An 18,142-nucleotide genomic window follows, 5' to 3' on the forward strand; every position below is an offset into this window, starting at 1 on the left:
TTTTTCTTTGGGCGCATTCCCGATTGTCATCGCGCGCGAAAGCGGGCGATCCAGTCAACACATACGTCGGTGTTTATCGCCAGTGCCGGCGTATACTGGGTCGCCCGGTCCAAGCGCGCTATTGCGCGCAGGCCGGGCGACGACAGCCGGTGCTGATCCCAGACAAATCACATGACGCCTCATGACGGGCATGGACAAATAGTCAAATGCATCCACGCGACCAGACCATCTTTGCTTTGTCATCGGGACGGCCGCCGACCGCCATCGCCGTTGTTCGGGTGTCCGGCCCTGAGGCCGGCCGCGTTCTGTCCGTGCTGGCCAAGAAGATTCTGCTGCCGCGGGTGGCAACCCGGGCGCTGCTGCGCGATGCCGCGGGCGACGCCATCGACGATGCCGTGACCCTGTGGTTTCCCGGCCCGGCCAGCGCCACCGGGGAGGACGTGGCCGAATTCCATATCCATGGCGGTCGCGCGGTGCTGGCGGCGCTGGTGGCGGCGCTGTCGAAGTTTCCGCATGTGCGGCCGGCCGAGGCGGGCGAGTTTACCCGACGCGCATTCGAGAACGGCAAGCTCGATCTGACGGAAGCGGAGGGGCTCGACGATCTCATCCACGCCGACACCGATAGGCAGCGGCGCCAGGCGTTGCGCCAGCTCAAGGGCCTGCTGGGCGACCGCGCGCGCGACTGGCGGCGGGAGATCATCGAGGCGGCGGCGCTGATCGAGGCCGGCATCGATTTTTCCGACGAGGGCGATGTGCCGGGCGAGCTGATCGAGCCGGCGCTGGAACGCATCCGCGTGCTGCTGCTGGACATCGAGTCCGTGCTGGCGGTGGAGGGCCGTGGCGAACGGCTGCGCGACGGCCTGGTCGTGGCGATCACCGGGCCGCCCAATGTGGGCAAGTCGACGCTGATGAATCAGCTGGCGCGGCGGGACGTGGCAATCGTCTCGCCGCACGCCGGCACCACCCGCGACGTGATCGAGGTGCATCTCGATCTCGGCGGCTACCCGGTGACCGTGATCGACACCGCAGGCATCCGCGAGGCGATCGATGCGGTGGAGCAGGAGGGTGTGCGCCGGGCCCGGATGCGGGCCGCCGATGCCGACCTTCGGCTTTGGCTGGTTGACGCCAAGGCCGAGGTGGACGGCGCCGACGGGGAAGCCGGGCTGCGCGACTGGATGGAAGAGGGGCAGGACGGGTTCTGGGTGGTGCGGAACAAGGTCGATGAGATCGGCGTGTCGGCGCCTGCGGTGTCGCCGTCGGGCTGGCCTTGCTTCGCCATCTCGGCGGCGAATGGCGCTGGGGTACCGGAACTGATGGAGGCGTTGGCGCAGTTCGCGTCGCTGCATTTTGCCGAGGAGTCGTCGCTGATCACCCGGTCCAGGCATCGCGAATTGCTGCGGCAGACCGCGGATGCGCTGGGTCGCGCCGTCGATCTGCCGGAGCAGGCGGAGCTGATGGCGGAGGATCTGCGTGTGGCCGCGCACCGGCTGGGGCAGTTGCTCGGTCGGGTCGATGTCGAAGACATCCTAGACGTGATCTTTCGCGAGTTCTGTATAGGAAAGTAGAGAAGGAATATTTTGTATTTTTTTCTTATAGATTTGAATTTTAATTCACTTAATTGTTTCACGTGAAACGAGTGGCTGGCTCAAGTTCCGTCCGTCCGTGCCTGAGCGCACGATCTCATCCCGGAGATATCTGCCTCTGACGAGACACGGATGGGATGCCCCCTCGGCCGTCTGTTTCACGTGAAACACCGCCTCGATTTCCACTTTCCGCATTTCCTGTCCCGCGCTAGAACGCGCGCCATGCACAGCTCATTCGACGTCATTGTCATCGGGGAGGCCACGCCGGCTGCGAAGCCGCAGCTGCGTCGGCGCGCATGGGCGCACGCACAGCCCTGGTGACGCATCGCTTTGCCACCATCGGTGCGATGTCATGCAACCCGGCCATTGGCGGACTCGGCAAGGGCCATCTGGTCCGCGAGGTCGACGCGCTGGACGGGCTGATGGGCCGCGTCGCCGACCAGGCTGGCATCCAGTTTCGCATGCTCAATCGGCGCAAGGGTCCGGCGGTGCGCGGCCCGCGCGCCCAGATCGACCGCAAGCTCTATGCGGCCGCGATGCAGGCCGCGATCGTCGCCACTGACAATCTCAGCGTCATCGAAGGCGAAGCCGACGACCTGATCGTCGCCGATGGCCGCGTCACCGGCATCCGCCTGGCCGATGGCCGCGAGCTTGCCGCCGGCGCCGTGGTCATCACCACCGGCACCTTTTTGCGCGGCCTGATCCATCTCGGTGAACGCAACTGGCCCGCCGGCCGGGTCGACGAAGCCCCGGCGCTCGGCCTGTCCGTGTCCTTCGAGCGCGCCGGCTTCACGCTTGGCCGTCTCAAGACGGGCACCCCGCCGCGGCTCGATGGCGCCACCATCGACTGGTCGGCGGTGGAGATGCAGCCCGGCGACGATCCCCCGAGCCGTTCTCGGTGCTGACCGATCGCATCACCATCCCGCAGATCCAGTGCGGCATTACCCGCACCATGCCGGCGACCCACGACGTGATCCGCGCCAACGTCCACCGCTCGCCGATGTATTCCGGCCAGATCAAGAGCAGCGGCCCGCGCTATTGCCCGTCCATTGAGGACAAGATCGTCCGCTTCGGCGATCGCGACGGCCACCAGATCTTTCTGGAACCTGAAGGGCTCGACGACACTACCGTCTATCCCAACGGCATTTCTACTTCGCTGCCGGAAGAGGTGCAGCTGGCGATTCTGGCCACCATCCCCGGGCTGGAAAAGGTCCGGATGGTCAGGCCGGGCTATGCCATCGAGTACGACCATGTCGATCCGCGGGAGCTGGATCCGACACTGGAGACCAAGCGGCTCCGTGGCCTGTTCCTGGCCGGGCAGATCAACGGCACCACCGGCTATGAAGAGGCCGCTGCCCAAGGTCTGGTGGCAGGCCTCAACGCGGCGCTGTCGGCCAGCAGCGGCGAGATGGTCGTGTTCGACCGCGCCGATGGCTATCTCGGGGTGATGATCGACGATCTAGTGACGCGGGGGATCACCGAGCCCTATCGCATGTTCACCTCGCGGGCCGAATACCGCCTGACTCTGCGCGCCGACAATGCCGACCAGCGCCTGACCGACACCGGCATCGCGCTCGGTTGCGTCGGTTCCGCGCGGGCGATCCGCCACTCCGCCAAGATGGAGGCGCTAAATGGGGCGAAGGCGCTGGCGCAAGCGCTGACAATCACCCCCAATGAGGCGAGCAAGCATGGCCTGTCACTGAAGCACGATGGGGTGCGCCGCTCGGCCTTTGAACTACTGGCCTATCCCGACGTCGGCTGGGATGAGGTGCGCGCGATCTGGCCGGAATTATCGGCCATTGACCCAGCCATCGCGACCCATCTGGAGATCGACGCCAAATACGACGTCTATCTGAAGCGGCAGACCGCCGATGTGGATGCTTTTCGCCGTGACGAGGGCCTGATCCTCACCGATATCGACTACGACGCGGTGCCGGGACTCTCCAACGAAGCCCGCAACAAGCTCGGCAAGGCCCGGCCGCGCACGGTGGGGCAGGCGGGTCGCATCGACGGCATGACGCCGGCGGCGCTGGGCATTCTGGCGGCGTATCTGCGGCGGGAGTCGCGGAAAGCGAAGACTGGATTGGCCTGACTCTGTTTCACGTGAAACAGATTGTCAGGATCGTGGGCGAGAAGCCCTCATGCGGGGCGCCGGGAGGGCGTGACGCCAGGCCATCTCCAACGCATCTGCCAAGTCGGCTTCGTTGAGTTCAGCCAGGATCCCGACCGTCCATCCCTGCAAGCCCCAGGCATTCGCGACCGGAGCGAATGCCCTGGATAGGATGGCGCATTTGAGCGCCTGTTCGTCCGGCGAGAACTTGAAATTGGCGCTCAGCCCGTCCGCGGCGAGGGTCGCGAAGGTGCGCTTCACCTTGAAAGCGGTCCGATCGAAGTGCGGGGCGGCGCTGACGCCGTCAAGGGCGAGAGCCAGCCGTCGTAATGTTGTGCCGTCACTCATGATGCCTCGCGTCCGGGCTCTGCTGTCGACCGCTGGGGAAGCCACGCTTCACGAGGAGGTCGATCAACTGGTCGTCGGGATAGTGAAACAGTGCGCTGACGAGACAGTAGGGGTCGCTCGAGAGGCCCAAAGCCATCGCGAAAGCGGGTTCGGTATAACGTCGACGATCGCGTGCGGGTCCTTCGCATGACAGACGATGTCGATGTCGCTATCGGGGCGGTCGATGCCAAGCGGCAACGTGCCGACCACGTGCGGATCGAACAGCGCAAGGATCCGCATGATGTCGAGGCGCTGGACGGCTGCCTAATAGGGGACGCGAACAGACATCGGTCTTTGCTGGCGGTTGAATGGTGCAAACTGATGGCGAAGATGGCGGGGGAGGGCTATGACAGGGCCTCACCAGCAGTCAGACAACTTCGATGGCCCAACGCTCCCAACCCACCCCCGCCAATGCTCCGTCGCCGATCTCGCGCAGCGACCGCGCGGCGGCACTCAAGCTCACCCCTGTTTCACGTGAAACGGAGGCGCGTCTCGACGCCTATGTCGATCTCCTCGTGCAGTGGCAGGCCAAGACCAATCTGATCGCGCCATCGACGCTGCCGACGCTGTGGACCCGGCATATCTCCGACTCGCTGCAGCTACTGAAGCTGGCGCCCGGGGCGAAGGTCTGGCTCGACTTCGGCAGCGGCGGCGGCTTTCCCGGCGTGGTGCTGGCCTGTGCCATGGGCGACGTCGCAGGCGGACATGTCCACCTCGTCGAGCGCAATGCCAAGAAGGCGGCGTTCCTGCGCGAAGCACTACGTGTGACGCAAGCCCCCGGCACGATTCATCTCGCCGACATTGGGGATAACGTGGATAGGTTCCCACAGGCTGTCGATTGCATCACTGCCCGTGCCGTCGCTCCGCTACACCAGCTTATCGGTTATGCGGAACCCCTGATGAAACCGGGTACAAAGGCCTTATTTCTCAAGGGTCAAGATGTAGATACAGAATTGACCGAAGCTACTAAATATTGGAATATAAGCCCACGCCTGCACCCCAGCCTCACCGGCGGACATGGCTGGATTGTCGAGCTCGACAGCATCGAGCGGCAGGCCCAGTCCGCCCCGGCACAACATGGCACACGCGCATGACCGTCATTGATGAACATTATCAGGATGTTAGCGAGAAGGCCGCGCTCGGCCATCCGCGCATCATCGCGCTTGCCAACCAGAAGGGCGGCGTCGGCAAGACAACCACAGCGATCAATCTCGGCACGGCACTCGCTGCCATCGGCGAGCGCGTACTGATCGTCGATCTCGATCCGCAGGGCAACGCCTCGACCGGCCTCGGCATCGATCGCCGCAACCGCAATTGCTCCACCTATGACGTCCTGATCGGCGAAGCGCCGCTGCGCGACGCCATTGTCGTCACCGCGGTGCCGCGTCTGCACATTGCGGCGTCCACCATGGATCTGTCCGGCCTTGAGCTCGAACTAGGCTCGACCAAGGACCGCGCCTTCCGCTTGCGCGATGCCATCGCCTTGCTCAACACCAACGTCTCGCCGGACTCCGACTACACCTATGTGCTGATCGACTGCCCGCCGTCGCTGAATCTTCTGACCGTGAATGCGATGGCCGCCTCGGATGCCATTCTGGTGCCGCTGCAGTGCGAGTTCTTCGCGCTCGAAGGTCTGTCGCAATTGCTGCAGACGGTGGAGCAGGTGCGCTCCACGCTGAATCCCAACCTGTCGATCCACGGCATCGTGCTCACCATGTTCGACTCGCGCAACAACCTGTCCAACCAGGTCGTCGCCGACGTGCGCCAGTTCATGGGCAAGAAGGTCTACGACACCATGATCCCGCGCAACGTGCGCATCTCGGAAGCGCCGTCCTACGGCAAGCCGGTGCTGGTCTACGATCTGAAGTGCGCCGGCTCCGAAGCCTATCTCAAGCTCGCCACCGAAGTGATCCAGCGCGAGCGCGAGCTGCGCACCGCGCATTGAGCCACTTTCGTAGATTGGGTAGAGCGTAGCGAAACCCAACAGCTGCATCGTGGGTATCGATGGGTTTCGCTGCGCTCTACCCATCCTACGACGACACCAAGTTCAAGCGTCTAACGCGGAGTATCGCGAGTGAGTCCCAGGGAGATGACGATGGCCGATGAAGCGCGTTCGCGACTGGGCCGGGGCCTTGCAAGTCTGATCGGCGATGTGGGCGGCGAGGCCGCGCACATGGAGCGGCCGCGCGCGCAGCGCAAGGTGCCGATCGAATTCCTCAAGGCCAATCCGCGCAATCCGCGGCGGCATTTTTCCGATGCCGAACTCGGCGAACTATCCGACTCAATCAAGCAGCACGGCGTGATCCAGCCGATCGTGGTGCGCGCGGTGAAGGGCACCAACGACCGCTTCGAGATCATCGCCGGCGAGCGCCGCTGGCGCGCGTCGCAGATCGCCGGCCTGCATGAAGTGCCGATTGTGCCGATCGACGTGACCGATTCCGAGGCGATGGAAATCGCCATCATCGAAAACGTGCAGCGCGAAAACCTCAACGCGATGGAAGAGGCGCAGGGCTATCACGCGCTCGCCGCCGAGTTCAAACGCAGCCAGGAGGACATCGCCAAGATCGTCGGCAAGAGCCGCAGCCATGTCGCCAACATGATGCGGCTGACCAAGCTGCCCGATGACGTGCAGGCGCTGATCGCGACGGGGCAACTGTCCAACGGTCACGCGCGCGCGCTGATCAGCCTGCCGGATCCGTCGGCGGCGGCCAAGCGTATCGTCGCCGAAGGCCTGAACGTGCGGCAGACCGAAGCACTGGCCCATGAAGAGGGCGTGCCCGAGCGCAAGCCGCAGAAGCCGCGTGGCGGTGCTGCCAAGGTCGCCAAGGACGCCGATATGGTCGCATTGGAAAAACGTCTCAGCGACGCGGTCGGTTTGAAAGTCTCCGTCGACCACCGTGATCCCGGTGGCGTGGTGCAGATCAAGTACCGCGACCTCGACCAGCTCGATGAGATCATCAAGAAGCTGGAAACGGATTTGTAGCTCGGCACACCACACTCAGCCGTCATCCTGAGGAGCGCGCTCTTGCGCGCCTCGAAGGATGGGCTGCAAGCGCCGGCGCTCGTGACCGCATCCTTCGAGGCTCGCCCTGCGGGCGAGCGCCTCAGGATGACGGTGGTGGAGTATCTACGAACCCCTTCGCCTCGCATTAACTGCAATCGACATCAGCGCGCGCTGGGCGATCACGGCGCCTAGCGTGTTCTGCTTGCGGACGTCGAGGGCGGCCACGGCGAGCTGCTCGATGATCGCCACCAGCCGCTGCGGCGTGAAGTTGCGCAAGGCGGCCTCGACCACACCCTTCCTTGAAAAGTGCAATCGTGGAAAGCCGCTCTCCACCACCTGCGAGGGCGAGGCGCCGTCCTGCACCGCGAGGCTGGCCTTGTGCAGCAGCGCCGCCTGGCGCTGCGCGGCCATCATGATCATGCCGGGATAGGTGCCTGCGATCATCGCCTTGGTGAATTCGGTCTCGACCACCGTGGCGTTGCCGGCGAAGGCGCCGTCGACGATCGGATCTATCTTGAGCTCGGAGGCGTCGGCAACTACCGCCATCACGTCGTCGAGGGTGACTTCGTTCTGGCCGTGGGCATACAGCACCAGCTTGCGTAACTCGTTGCGCGAGGCCTGGCGGTCGCCGCCAAGCAGCGCCATCAGCGACGCGCGTGCGTCCGCCGCGATGCGCAGGTTCGACAGCCGCAACTCGTCATCGATCAGCTTGGCGAGATCGCGTTCGGTGTCGGGATAGCAGGCGATGGCCACCGCGCTCTTCGAGCGCTCGCAGGCCTTGCGCAGCGGTGACTCCGGGCGCAACTCGCCGGCTTCGATAACGATGCGGCAATCGTTCAGCGCGGTGTCCGCGAGTGTATCGATCGCGCCGGCGAAACTCTTGGAGCCGGCGCGAATCCGGATGGCGCGGCGGCCGCCGAACAGCGGCACCGTCATGGCTTCCTCGACCAGGCGCGACGGCTCGGCGGCGAGCGCATCGCCGTCCATCCGCACCAGGGCAAAGGGATCCTTGGGATCGTCAACCGCGGAAGCGATCAGCGCATCGGCGCGCTCACGCACCAGGCCGGCATCGGCGCCATAGAGCAGGATGACCGGGCGCCCGGCATCAGGCCGGGCCAGAAAAGCGTCGATGTCTCGTCCACGCAGCGCGACCATCAGCAGTATCCGTCGGACAGGTTGAGCATCTTTACGAAACCCACCGCGGGCATTGCGTCTGACGGGTTTCGCAACAGCTCAACCCATCACACGAGGTCAGGTGCCGGCGAAGAAGAATGCGGCCAGCCGGGTGTTGATGTTCTCGGCGACCTCGTTGGCGCCACGGTCCTCGGCGTCGCGGAAGGCGCGCGCACGGGCGAAGCGCTGCAGGCCGCCGGGAATGTCGTAGGTGATGCGCGAGAAGGTGTTGCCGGTCAGGACCTGCTTGCCGGTGGCGATCTCGATCAGCCCGTAGCTGACATCGAGGCCGTAATTCTCACTGGTCGGCAGGGCGGTCGCCGGATCGACGATCAGCGAGGTGCGGCTCGACGACAGACGCAGGATCAGGCGATGTGTCGGCGGTGCGCCGGCGGCGTCGCCGTACATCTTGAACATCAGGTCGTTGCGAACCTGGATGCCGACGCGCTGATAGGGCGATCCGGTCGGCAGCACCAGCGGCGGCACTTCGACGCCGGCCAGCTTTTCGCGCACACCGACGCCGCCGGCCACACTGTGCTCGCCGTACAGCGGCTGGAAACAGCCTGCGGTCAGCGCGCCCAGCACGACGACGACCATCAGCCTGGCGGCGATGCGGAGTTTAGCCGACGACATTGACGATCCTCTGCGGAACAATAATGATCTTGCGCACGGGTTTACCGTCCAGGGCTTGTTTTACCGTATCGAGTGCCAAAACGGCAGCCTCAATTTCCGGGTTCTGCGCGTCCCTGGCCACCACGACCTCGCCGCGCTTCTTGCCGTTGACCTGCACCGGCAGGGTGATGGTGTCTTCAACCAGCAAATTGGGCTCGATTTGCGGCCACGACGCCTCGGAAATCATGCCGCTCTGCCCGAGCACGGTCCAGCACTCCTCGGCCAGATGCGGCATCATCGGCGCAAACAGTTGCACAAGAATGACCGCGGCCTCGTTCAGTGCCCAGCACATGTCGGGCGAGGGCGTGCCCGGCCGGGCCAGCGCCTCGCCGAGCGCGTTGGAGAACTCGCGGATATGGGCGAGACAGACGTTGAAATGCAGCTTCTCGATTTCGCTCGAGACCTTGGCAAGGGCGCCATGGGCGGACTTGCGCACCGCCAGCGCTTCGGCGCCGAACTCGGCGGGTCGGGCTGATGGCGCCGACTTGCCGTGCTCGGCCGAATCGTTGACCTGGCGCCACAGCCGCTGCACGAAGCGCGAGGCACCCTTGACGCCTTCCTCGCTCCAGATCACGTCGCGGTCCGGCGGCGAATCCGACAGCATGAACCAGCGCGCAGTATCGGCGCCGTAGGTGCCGATGATGTCGTCGGGATCGACGGTGTTGCGCTTGGACTTCGACATCTTCTCGATGGCGCCGATCGCCACCTCGGAGCCGTCGTCGAGCATGGTCGCGCGGCGACCGTCGCCATCGGGAACGATGCTGATTTCGGCGGGCGAGGCGAAGGTGCCGTCGGCCTTCCTGTAGGTCTCGTGCACCACCATGCCCTGGGTGAACATGCCGGCGAACGGCTCATCGAGGCCGATATGGCCGGTGGCCTTCATCGCCCGCGTGAAGAAGCGGCTGTACAGCAGATGCAGGATCGCGTGTTCGACGCCGCCGATATACTGGTCGACCGGCATCATCCGGTTCGCCACGTCAGGTGTGGTCGGCGCGTTCTCGTTCCATGGATCGGTGAAGCGCGCGAAGTACCAGGACGAATCCACGAAGGTGTCCATGGTGTCGGTTTCGCGCTGCGCCTTGCCGCCGCATTGCGGGCAGGCGACGTGCTTCCAGGTCGGGTGATGGTCGAGGGCATTGCCGGGCTTGTCGAAGGTAACGTCGTCCGGCAGCACCACCGGCAACTCCTTGTCGGGCACCGGAACGACGCCGCAGACTTCGCAGTGGATTACCGGAATCGGGCAGCCCCAGTAACGCTGGCGCGAGATGCCCCAGTCGCGCAGGCGGAAATTGACCTTGCGCTCGCCAACCGGCGCGTTGCCGCGCATCTCGCCTTCGAGTCGCTTGGCCACTTCCGCCTTGGCTTCGTCGATGGTCATGCCGTCGAGGAACCGCGAATTGATCATGCGGCCGTCGCCGTCATAGGCGATGTCGGTGATGATGAAGGTCGCGGGATCCTGTCCCTCGGGGCAGACCACAGGCGTGTTGCCGAGGCCGTATTTGTTGACGAAGTCGAGGTCGCGCTGGTCATGCGCGGGGCAGCCGAAGATGGCGCCGGTGCCGTATTCCATCAGCACGAAGTTGGCGACGTAAACCGGAATCGTCCATGTCGGGTCGAACGGATGGATCGCCCGGATGCCGGTATCGAATCCCTGCTTCTCGGCGGTGTCGATGATTTCCTGCGCGGTGCCCTGACGCTTGGTCTCGGCAATGAACGCCGCAAGCTCGGGGTTCTTCACGCCGGCCGCCAGCGCCAGCGGATGATCCGCTGCCATCGCCATGAACTTGGCGCCGAACAGCGTGTCCGGTCGCGTCGTGAAGACCTTCAGCTCGCTTTCGCCATTGGGCGCGGTTGCCGCATCCAGCGCGAAACGCACCAGCATGCCCTCGGAGCGGCCGATCCAGTTGCGCTGCATCAGCCGCACCTTGTCCGGCCAGCGGTCGAGATTGTCCAACGCGTCGAGCAGCTCCTGCGAGTACTTCGTGATCTTGAAGACCCACTGATTCATTTCGCGCTGCTCGACCACGGCGCCGGAACGCCAGCCGCGGCCGTCGATCACCTGCTCGTTGGCGAGCACGGTCATGTCGACCGGGTCCCAGTTGATCTTGCGCTGCTCGCGCTCGGCGAGCCCGGCCTTCATGAAATCGAGAAACATCTTCTGCTGATGTTTGTAGTAGCTGGGATCGCAGGTGGCGAATTCACGCGACCAGTCGAGCGACAGACCCATGGTCTGCAGCTGCTTCTTCATCGAAGCGATATTGTCGTAGGTCCAGGCTTTCGGCGCGACCTTACGTTCGATCGCCGCGTTTTCGGCGGGCAGGCCGAAGGCGTCCCAGCCCATCGGATGCAGCACGTTCTTGCCCTGGGCGCGCTGGAAGCGGGCCACCACGTCGCCCATGGTGTAGTTGCGGACGTGGCCCATGTGGATGCGGCCCGACGGATACGGGAACATTTCGAGCACGTAATATTTCGGCCTGACGTCGTCGTTCTTCGTGGCGAAGATCGCCTTGTCGTCCCACTGGCGTTGCCAGCGCGGCTCGGTCTCGCGGGCGTTGTAGCGTTCACTGGTCATCTGGATTCGGCAGTCCGTCCCAAGGCTTAAGGCCGGGGACTAGGCCATGAAAGCCGATGCGGGGTCAATGGTTTGGCGGCGCCGTCGTACCGGGTTCGCTCCGGCGTTGCCCCCGCGCCGCGAACGGCAGGGCTCACCCGGCCAGCGCCACCGAGGTCTCGAACGCCCGGACAAAGCCGTGTTCGACCACGTTGTTGCGGCCGCGCCGCTTGGCTGCGTAGAGCGAGGCGTCGGCAGCCTCAATCAGGTCCTTCGCCCCCGAAAGCCTGGCCGGCACCGCCGATGCCACGCCGATGCTGACAGTCACGTGCTGATAGGCGCTGGTGGCGTGGGGAATCGCCAGGCTCCAGACCGCAGCCCGCACCATTTCGCCGATGTTCACCGCCCGTGCGGTGTCGGTATTGGGCAGCAGCAGGCAGAATTCCTCGCCGCCGTAGCGGCCGCCAAATCCCGACACCTGGGTCGCGATGGCGCCGAGCGCCTCACCGAGGCGGGCAAGGCAGGCATCGCCCTCGGGATGGCCATAGGTGTCGTTGAACAGCTTGAAATGGTCGACGTCGATCATCAGCAGGGCCAGATCGTCGCCGGACTGCTGGGCCTTCAGCCATTCGAAATCGAGCCGGCTCTGGAATCCGCGCCGATTGGCGAGGCCGGACAGCATGTCGATGGAGGCGATCACCGTGAGTTGCTCGTTGGTGGCGCGCAATTCGCGTTCCCGGCCCCGCAACTGGGCGGCCATGCCGTAAAATGCCCGGGCGAGGGGGATGAATTCCGCGGGCAGGCTGGCGCGGGCGACCCGGGCCGACCAGTCGCCCCGGCCGAAGCGCTTGGCCATGGTCTCCATCAGGTGAATCGGCTGGATGATGAGCCGCTCCGCCACCACCAGCGCGCCCAGCAGGACAAACAGACAAACAAAGCCCAGCTGCAGATATGCGGTGCGAATGTCACGGTCGGCCGTTGCCGCCACAATGGACTCGTCGATGCTGACGATCAACCGCGCACTGCTGCCGGGAAGGGTGGCATAGGACACCGCTTGCTCGCTGCCGTCATCAGCCTTGACGCTGAGCGATCCTGCGATGCGATTGACATTCGCGGTCTTGGCCATGATGGCGGCCAGAATCTCCGGATCGTCCATCTTGCGCCCGATCTTGCTCGCCTGGTCGGACGGCGCTGCAAGCACGACCCCGGTGCCATCAACCAGCACCGCCGAGACCCCGGGCCGGCCGCCCAGATTGTTCATCAGCTTGGACATCCAGCTGAGATTGATGGTCGCGATGATCACCGCATCATCGCCATTGTCCATGCCCGGCGCGAGATAGGCTGCAACCACCGATGGCGCGTTCGTTGTACGGCCAAACAGGTAATCACTTACCACGAAATCGCCGGATGCCAGCGCGCGCTGGAAGTAGGGGCGGTCGCTGTAGTTAATTCCCTGCTCGACCATTTCGGACCAGGTCGAGCACATCGCCCTGCCGTCCTTGCCTGCCACCGTCAGGCTGCGAATCCAGGGCATGTCACCGCGCAGGCTGGCGCGCATAATGGCGCAGCTGCGGTTCACCTGGCCCGCGGACGTATAGATAAAGGCCGACGATTTCAGCACCGCCTCAACCGAGGAGAGCACTTCGCGTTGGGCGTCGGCGCTGTGTTGGGCCACGCTGGCGAAATCGCGCTTTGCCTGCTCGACCTGACTGGTTCGGATCTGGTGAAGCGAACGAATGCGTTCGACCATCAGCGGGCCAACCAGGATCAACGCGAACAGCACCAGCCGCGCACGAATGCCAAGCAGCGCCTTGATTTGCGCTTTCTTGCGGTTGATACGGATGCGTGACATCGTCGACCCCTGAGCCCCGCGTACCAAAGTAAGGTAAAGAGTTCAAAAAGCCTTTCTCTGATTCGCTAAAATTGAACCTACCTGCGGAAAGTTCGCGCTTTGGTTGAAATTCATGCGCCGCAGCCCATGTCCTCGTTAACGTCTCCTTCACCACGCGAGGCGCTCGCTGCGGTCGAATACGACGTGTTCAGGGCCTGCAACGAGGCACGCCGCGAACGCGCGTCGGTGACCGTGATCGCGGTTTCCAAGACCTTCGAAGCCGATGCGATTACGCCGGTGATCGAGGCTGGTCAGCGCGTATTCGGCGAGAACCGGGTGCAGGAAGCCAAGGGTAAATGGCCGGCGCTGATCTCCGCGCAACCGGACATCAGGCTGCACCTGATAGGGCCGTTGCAATCCAACAAGGCGAAGGAAGCCGTGGCGCTGTTCGATGCAATCCACTCGGTGGATCGCCCCAGCATTTGCGAAGCCCTCAGCAAGGAAATGGCGCTGCAGAACCGCGCACCGGAACTGTTCGTCCAGCTCAATACTGGCGAAGAGCCGCAGAAAGCCGGCATCGCGCCGAGCGACGCCGACGCTTTTATCGCGCGGTGCCGCGACGGCTATGGATTGCAGATCGCCGGGCTGATGTGCATCCCGCCGGTCGACGATGCCCCGGCACCGCATTTCGCGCTCACGGCCAAGATCGCCGCGCGTAACGGATTGACCGGGCTGTCGATGGGTATGAGCGCCGACTTCGCCATCGCCATCCAGTTCGGCGCAACCCATGTGCGGATCGGCTCGGCGATTTTCGGCAAGCGCTAGCGAATATCGATCCGCGTCTTCGGACCGATCCGGGCGAGCAGGCGCAACATCGCCGGCCTGGTCATCGAGACGCAGCCGGCGGTGGGGCCGAAATTGTCGCGTGCGAGGTGCAGGAAAACGGCGCTGCCGCGGCCGGCGACGCGCGGCCTTACGTTGTGATCGATCTCGATAATGAAGTCATAGAGGTGATCGTCGCGCCGCAGTCGGTCGCCGCCCCCGTTGTCCAGCCGCACCGCCTGGTTGTAGTGCCGGCTGGCCGGATCCTCGCACCAGCCGTCATAAGGACCGATGGCGCGGACCGGCAGGAAGGTGCGCGGTCGCGGATGCCGGTCGGCCCGCCACCACAGCCGCAGCGGATGAAACGTGCCACGCGGCGTGGCGCCGTCGCCCTCCCGCTTGTCCGCCTTGATTCCGCCGCGACCCAGCGCCACCGGTATGATCTGCTGATCGGCCACCAGCCAACCGCGCCGCGGATCCCCGGCCGCGGTGCGGATAATGATCGACGACAACGGGCGATCGCCCAAAATCTTCCGGTAAGTGGTTGAAACTACGAGCTTCCTCATGGGAATCGCAAACTCCGTCTTGCGCCGTTCACCGCAAATGCTCTATTTCGCGCCGCAAATGACATCGCGGCAAGAATGATCCGGATTTTGCGCTAGGATAGCCGGTGATTTCGGAGCTTGATGCGCTGTTTTGAGTGATTACCTGCATTTCTAGCGAATTCTCGCACCGCCGCCGTCCAAAGGATTCAAGAATGCCCAACGCTCGCAAGATCCTGATCGTGGACGACGATACCGACCTGCGCGACGCCCTGGTCGAGCAACTGTCGCTGCACGAGGAATTCGAAGCGTCGGCGGTGGATACGGGGGCCAAGGGCGCACATGCGGCCAAGACCAATTCGCCCGATCTGGTGCTGATGGATGTCGGTCTGCCCGACACGGATGGTCGTGAAGTCGTGCGTTCGCTGCGCAAGGGCGGCTTCAAGGCGCCGATCATAATGCTGACCGGGCACGACACCGATTCCGACACCATCCTCGGCCTCGAATCCGGCGCGAATGACTACGTCGCCAAGCCGTTCCGTTTCGCCGTGCTGCTGGCGCGGATTCGCGCCCAGCTGCGCCAGCACGAAGCCAGCGAGGACGCCGTGTTCACGGTCGGTCCCTACAGCTTCCGGCCCGGCTCCAAGATGCTCACCGGAGCCAATGCCAAGAAGGTGCGGCTGACCGAGAAGGAAACCGCGATCCTGCGCTTCCTGTATCGGGCCGGCCAGTTGCCGGTGTCGCGCGAGACGCTGTTGCAGGAAGTCTGGGGCTACAACTCCGGCGTCACCACCCACACGCTGGAAACCCATATCTATCGGCTGCGCCAGAAGATCGAGAAGGACGCCGCCAACCCCGAAATCCTGGTGACGGAAGCCGGTGGCTACAAGCTGGTCCCGTGATACGATTCGGGCGTCGATTCGCTCATTTTCCCACGAGTCGCATGAACGTCCGCCACGGCGCGCAGGTGCCGGCGGACCGTGCGGCAACGGATCGGCATCCGTTCATGCGTCGCAGTCAACCGGTCCTGCATGTCGATCGATGATGATGTTGCCCTGCTCGAGCGCGTCCCGACATTGCGCCTGTTGGGCAACGCGGCCTTGCGCGTGCTGGCGATCGGCTCGGAGCAGCAGGAGTTTTCGCGCGGCTCGGTGCTGTTTCGCCTCGGCGACGAGGCCGATTGCGGTTACGTCGTGCAGCGCGGTTCGTTTCGCGTTAGCCTCGATGACGGAAGCGATCACGAGGTAATTGCCGGACCGGGCACGCTGATCGGCGAGCTCGCACTCGTCGTCGCCATGCAGCGGCCATCGACCGCCGTCGCGCTGGAGTACGCCGTTGTGATCCGCATCGCGCGCAGCATGTTTCAGCGCGTGCTCGACAGCGATCCCGCCGCGGCGCGTCGCCTGCGCGACGAGGTCGCGACCCGCGTCAGCCAGCTTGCCAGCGATGTCATGCTGGTCGGGTCAAAGCTGAGTTTGTAGTTCGCTGCGCTTTTCCTCTCCCGTAAGCGGGAGAGGTGAAGTGAAGCGCACTACAATTCCAGTACCGTCGTCACCGGCACGTGGTCGGACGGCCGTTCCCAGCTGCGCGCATCGCGCGTCACGGTGAAATCGCGGATCATGTCCTTCATGGCCGACGATACCCAGATGTGATCGAGCCGGCGGCCGCGGTTGGCGGAGGTCCAGTCGGCGGCGCGATAGCTCCACCAGGTGTAGATCTTTTCGGTCATCGGGATGCGTTCGCGCGCGACGTCGATCCAGCCGCCCTCGCTCTGCACCGCCAGCAACTTCTCGCATTCGATCGGCGTATGCGACACGATCTTGAGCAACTGCTTGTGCGACCAGACGTCGTGCTCGTGCGGTGCCACGTTGAGGTCCCCGACCAGGATGTGGCGCGCATCGCCGCGTGGATGCAGCGGCTCGCAGGCTCTCATCTCGTCGAGGAACTGCAGCTTGTGCGCAAACTTCGGATTGAGTTCGGGATCGGGAATATCGCCGCCGGCAGGCACGTAGAAATTATGCAGGATCAGCGGGACCGACATGCCCGCTTTCTCGCCGAACGCCACGGAAATGTGACGCGAATCGACATTGTTGCAGAACACCCGGACGTCGCTGGACTCGAACGGCAGCTTAGAGACGACGGCGACCCCGTGATAACCCTTCTGGCCGTGGATCGCGATGTGCTCGTAGCCGAGCTGCTTCAGTCGCTTCAGCGGAAAGGCATCGTCGGGCGTCTTGGTTTCCTGCAGGCACAGGACGTCGGGCTGCACCTCCTCGAGAAATTTAGCGACGAGGTCGATGCGCAACCGCACCGAATTGATGTTCCAGGTGGTCAGTTTGAAGTGCATGGGAAGATCGTTCTCTCACTTCCCTCTCCCCTTGCGGGAGAGGGTGGATCGACCGCTCTAGCGAAGCTTTGCTTCGCACGGGCGGTCGAGACGGGTGAGGAGTACAGCAGGCGCCGAGCCCGGGAAACCCTTATCCGGGTCAGAGAGCTAGTTGTTGCCGTTGCCGGTGGGATATTTGGTGAAGTCGATCTTGAACATGCCGGGATCCGGCTTCTTCGTGGTGTCGAGGTTGTAGATCGCCACCGTGGTGTCATAGCCCTGCGGATCGGTGACGGTCCATTGCTTGAGCTGGCCGTCCTTGGTGCCGATCATCAGCATCAGGCGGGAAGTGCCCACCAGCGCATTCTTCTCCTCGATCGTCACCGAGGTGTAGAGATCGTCGCCGGTGATCGCGACGACATTGGTATCGCGCAGCAGGTCGATGCGGTCGGACAAGAGATAACGCAGCGGGGTCTGCGACAGCGGATAGATGTCCTGCGTCGCCAGCTTGGTGTCCCGCACCGCCAGCGACGAGCCGTCGGCGATCATGGCGATCGGGGTCGGAGGGTCATATTCGAAGCGCACCTTGCCGGGCTTCTGGATATAGAAATCGCCCTTGGTCTTGCTGCCGTCGGGCCCCACCTGGACGAAGTTCCCGACCAGCGTGCTGAGCGACGATAGATAGGCGCTGACTTTGGCGGCCTGGGCCTTCTGGGTGGCGTCGAACGTCGTGAAGATGCTCGCCGGCACGTTGCGGCGCGGATCGGGGATCACCGGATTGGGTGCCGCCGCCGCGGTCGTACCGGTGTTGATGACCGGCTGTCGCGGCGAGGTCTCGGACGCAGACAGCACGATATTACCGCCGCGCCCCTTGGGCGCCGGCCTCGGTAACGGAATCGCCTGCGCAAAGGCCGCGGGAACCAGCAGGCCGACGCCAAATGCAACGGCCAGCGCAGCCGCGCCGAAACGCAGCCCATGGAGCGAAAGCCGGTGTCCGGCGAGATGGGTCGCGCGTCTCATCAAGGCGTGGTCCTGTTCGGCAACTACGGCGCTTTTTACCGCGTTTCCCGCCCCAGCGGGTAACGCTTTACGCGCGCGGGACCGCAACACTGCGTCCGCGGTCGCAACGGCTGGCGCTAAC

General features: G+C 64.2%; 16 protein-coding genes and 1 pseudogene. 8 read left to right on the forward strand and 9 right to left on the reverse strand.

What is annotated here, in order from left to right; genetic code table 11:
* The first annotated feature begins 206 nt into the window (after positions 1-206).
* Positions 207-1,565, forward strand: coding sequence for a tRNA uridine-5-carboxymethylaminomethyl(34) synthesis GTPase MnmE (gene mnmE / locus ONR75_RS01415; RefSeq protein ID WP_265081064.1), 1,359 nt, complete (start codon positions 207-209; stop codon positions 1,563-1,565).
* A 240-nt stretch (positions 1,566-1,805) separates the two neighbouring features.
* A pseudogene (gene mnmG, locus ONR75_RS01420) lies at positions 1,806-3,675 on the forward strand (tRNA uridine-5-carboxymethylaminomethyl(34) synthesis enzyme MnmG).
* Positions 3,676-3,699: 24 nt separating this feature from the next.
* Here mnmG and ONR75_RS01425 read toward each other — a convergent pair.
* Together ONR75_RS01425 and ONR75_RS32670 are read right to left on the reverse strand one after the other, a co-directional pair.
* Positions 3,700-4,041 carry an MmcQ/YjbR family DNA-binding protein gene (locus ONR75_RS01425; protein WP_265081065.1) on the reverse strand — a complete coding sequence of 114 codons (342 nt, stop codon included), beginning with the start codon at positions 4,039-4,041 and terminating at the stop codon, positions 3,700-3,702.
* A gap of 63 nt (positions 4,042-4,104) precedes the next feature.
* The gene (locus tag ONR75_RS32670; RefSeq protein WP_413776421.1) at positions 4,105-4,320 is read right to left on the reverse strand and encodes a DUF4269 domain-containing protein; all 216 of its coding nucleotides are present in this window, start codon (positions 4,318-4,320) and stop codon (positions 4,105-4,107) included.
* A gap of 140 nt (positions 4,321-4,460) precedes the next feature.
* Between ONR75_RS32670 and rsmG the strand changes: the two genes are divergently transcribed.
* The 3 genes from rsmG to ONR75_RS01440 all read left to right on the forward strand — a co-directional run bounded on the left by rsmG (position 4,461) and on the right by ONR75_RS01440 (position 7,063).
* Entirely contained in the window at positions 4,461-5,174 is a 714-nt protein-coding gene (rsmG, locus tag ONR75_RS01430) for a 16S rRNA (guanine(527)-N(7))-methyltransferase RsmG (RefSeq protein WP_265081066.1), read from the forward strand.
* The gene (locus ONR75_RS01435; protein ID WP_265081067.1) at positions 5,171-6,025 is read left to right on the forward strand and encodes a ParA family protein; all 855 of its coding nucleotides are present in this window, start codon (positions 5,171-5,173) and stop codon (positions 6,023-6,025) included. The genes rsmG and ONR75_RS01435 overlap by 4 nt, the downstream gene beginning before the upstream one ends.
* Before the next feature lie 150 nt (positions 6,026-6,175).
* A complete protein-coding gene (locus tag ONR75_RS01440) occupies positions 6,176-7,063 on the forward strand; it encodes a ParB/RepB/Spo0J family partition protein (protein ID WP_265081068.1) in 888 nt (295 codons plus the stop codon).
* Between the two features lie 144 nt (positions 7,064-7,207).
* Here ONR75_RS01440 and holA read toward each other — a convergent pair whose 3' ends face one another.
* The 4 genes from holA to ONR75_RS01460 all read right to left on the reverse strand — a co-directional run bounded on the left by holA (position 7,208) and on the right by ONR75_RS01460 (position 13,332).
* Positions 7,208-8,239 (reverse strand): DNA polymerase III subunit delta, encoded by a 1,032-nt coding sequence (gene holA / locus ONR75_RS01445; RefSeq protein ID WP_265081069.1) that lies wholly within the window; start codon positions 8,237-8,239, stop codon positions 7,208-7,210.
* 96 nt (positions 8,240-8,335) lie between these two features.
* On the reverse strand, positions 8,336-8,890 hold the full coding sequence (locus ONR75_RS01450) for a hypothetical protein (RefSeq protein WP_265081070.1): 555 nt from the start codon (positions 8,888-8,890) through the stop codon (positions 8,336-8,338).
* Entirely contained in the window at positions 8,877-11,501 is a 2,625-nt protein-coding gene (gene leuS / locus ONR75_RS01455; RefSeq protein ID WP_265081071.1) for a leucine--tRNA ligase, read from the reverse strand. Before leuS ends, ONR75_RS01450 begins: the two co-directional genes overlap by 14 nt.
* Before the next feature lie 133 nt (positions 11,502-11,634).
* On the reverse strand, positions 11,635-13,332 hold the full coding sequence (locus tag ONR75_RS01460; RefSeq protein WP_265081072.1) for a diguanylate cyclase domain-containing protein: 1,698 nt from the start codon (positions 13,330-13,332) through the stop codon (positions 11,635-11,637).
* 126 nt (positions 13,333-13,458) lie between these two features.
* Between ONR75_RS01460 and ONR75_RS01465 the strand changes: the two genes are divergently transcribed.
* The gene (locus ONR75_RS01465; RefSeq protein ID WP_265081073.1) at positions 13,459-14,136 is read left to right on the forward strand and encodes a YggS family pyridoxal phosphate-dependent enzyme; all 678 of its coding nucleotides are present in this window, start codon (positions 13,459-13,461) and stop codon (positions 14,134-14,136) included.
* Here the strand turns inward: ONR75_RS01465 and ONR75_RS01470 are convergent.
* Complete coding sequence (locus ONR75_RS01470; RefSeq protein ID WP_265081074.1) at positions 14,133-14,699, reverse strand: L,D-transpeptidase family protein; 567 nt, start codon at positions 14,697-14,699, stop codon at positions 14,133-14,135. The genes ONR75_RS01465 and ONR75_RS01470 overlap by 4 nt on opposite strands.
* Positions 14,700-14,890: 191 nt before the next feature.
* Between ONR75_RS01470 and ONR75_RS01475 the strand changes: the two genes are divergently transcribed.
* Both ONR75_RS01475 and ONR75_RS01480 read left to right on the forward strand, forming a co-directional pair.
* On the forward strand, positions 14,891-15,577 hold the full coding sequence (locus ONR75_RS01475; RefSeq protein ID WP_265081075.1) for a response regulator transcription factor: 687 nt from the start codon (positions 14,891-14,893) through the stop codon (positions 15,575-15,577).
* Between the two features lie 129 nt (positions 15,578-15,706).
* Positions 15,707-16,156: a cyclic nucleotide-binding domain-containing protein gene (locus ONR75_RS01480; RefSeq protein ID WP_265081076.1), complete on the forward strand. Its 450-nt coding sequence runs from the start codon at positions 15,707-15,709 to the stop codon at positions 16,154-16,156.
* 50 nt (positions 16,157-16,206) lie between these two features.
* Here the strand turns inward: ONR75_RS01480 and ONR75_RS01485 are convergent, their stop codons facing one another.
* On the reverse strand, positions 16,207-17,022 hold the full coding sequence (locus ONR75_RS01485; RefSeq protein ID WP_265081077.1) for an exodeoxyribonuclease III: 816 nt from the start codon (positions 17,020-17,022) through the stop codon (positions 16,207-16,209).
* A gap of 147 nt (positions 17,023-17,169) precedes the next feature.
* Positions 17,170-18,021: an outer membrane lipoprotein carrier protein LolA gene (locus ONR75_RS01490; RefSeq protein WP_265081078.1), complete on the reverse strand. Its 852-nt coding sequence runs from the start codon at positions 18,019-18,021 to the stop codon at positions 17,170-17,172.
* Positions 18,022-18,142: the final 121 nt, after the last annotated feature.

It is taken from the genome of Rhodopseudomonas sp. P2A-2r, from assembly GCF_026015985.1.
Classification (GTDB): Bacteria; Pseudomonadota; Alphaproteobacteria; order Rhizobiales; family Xanthobacteraceae; genus Tardiphaga.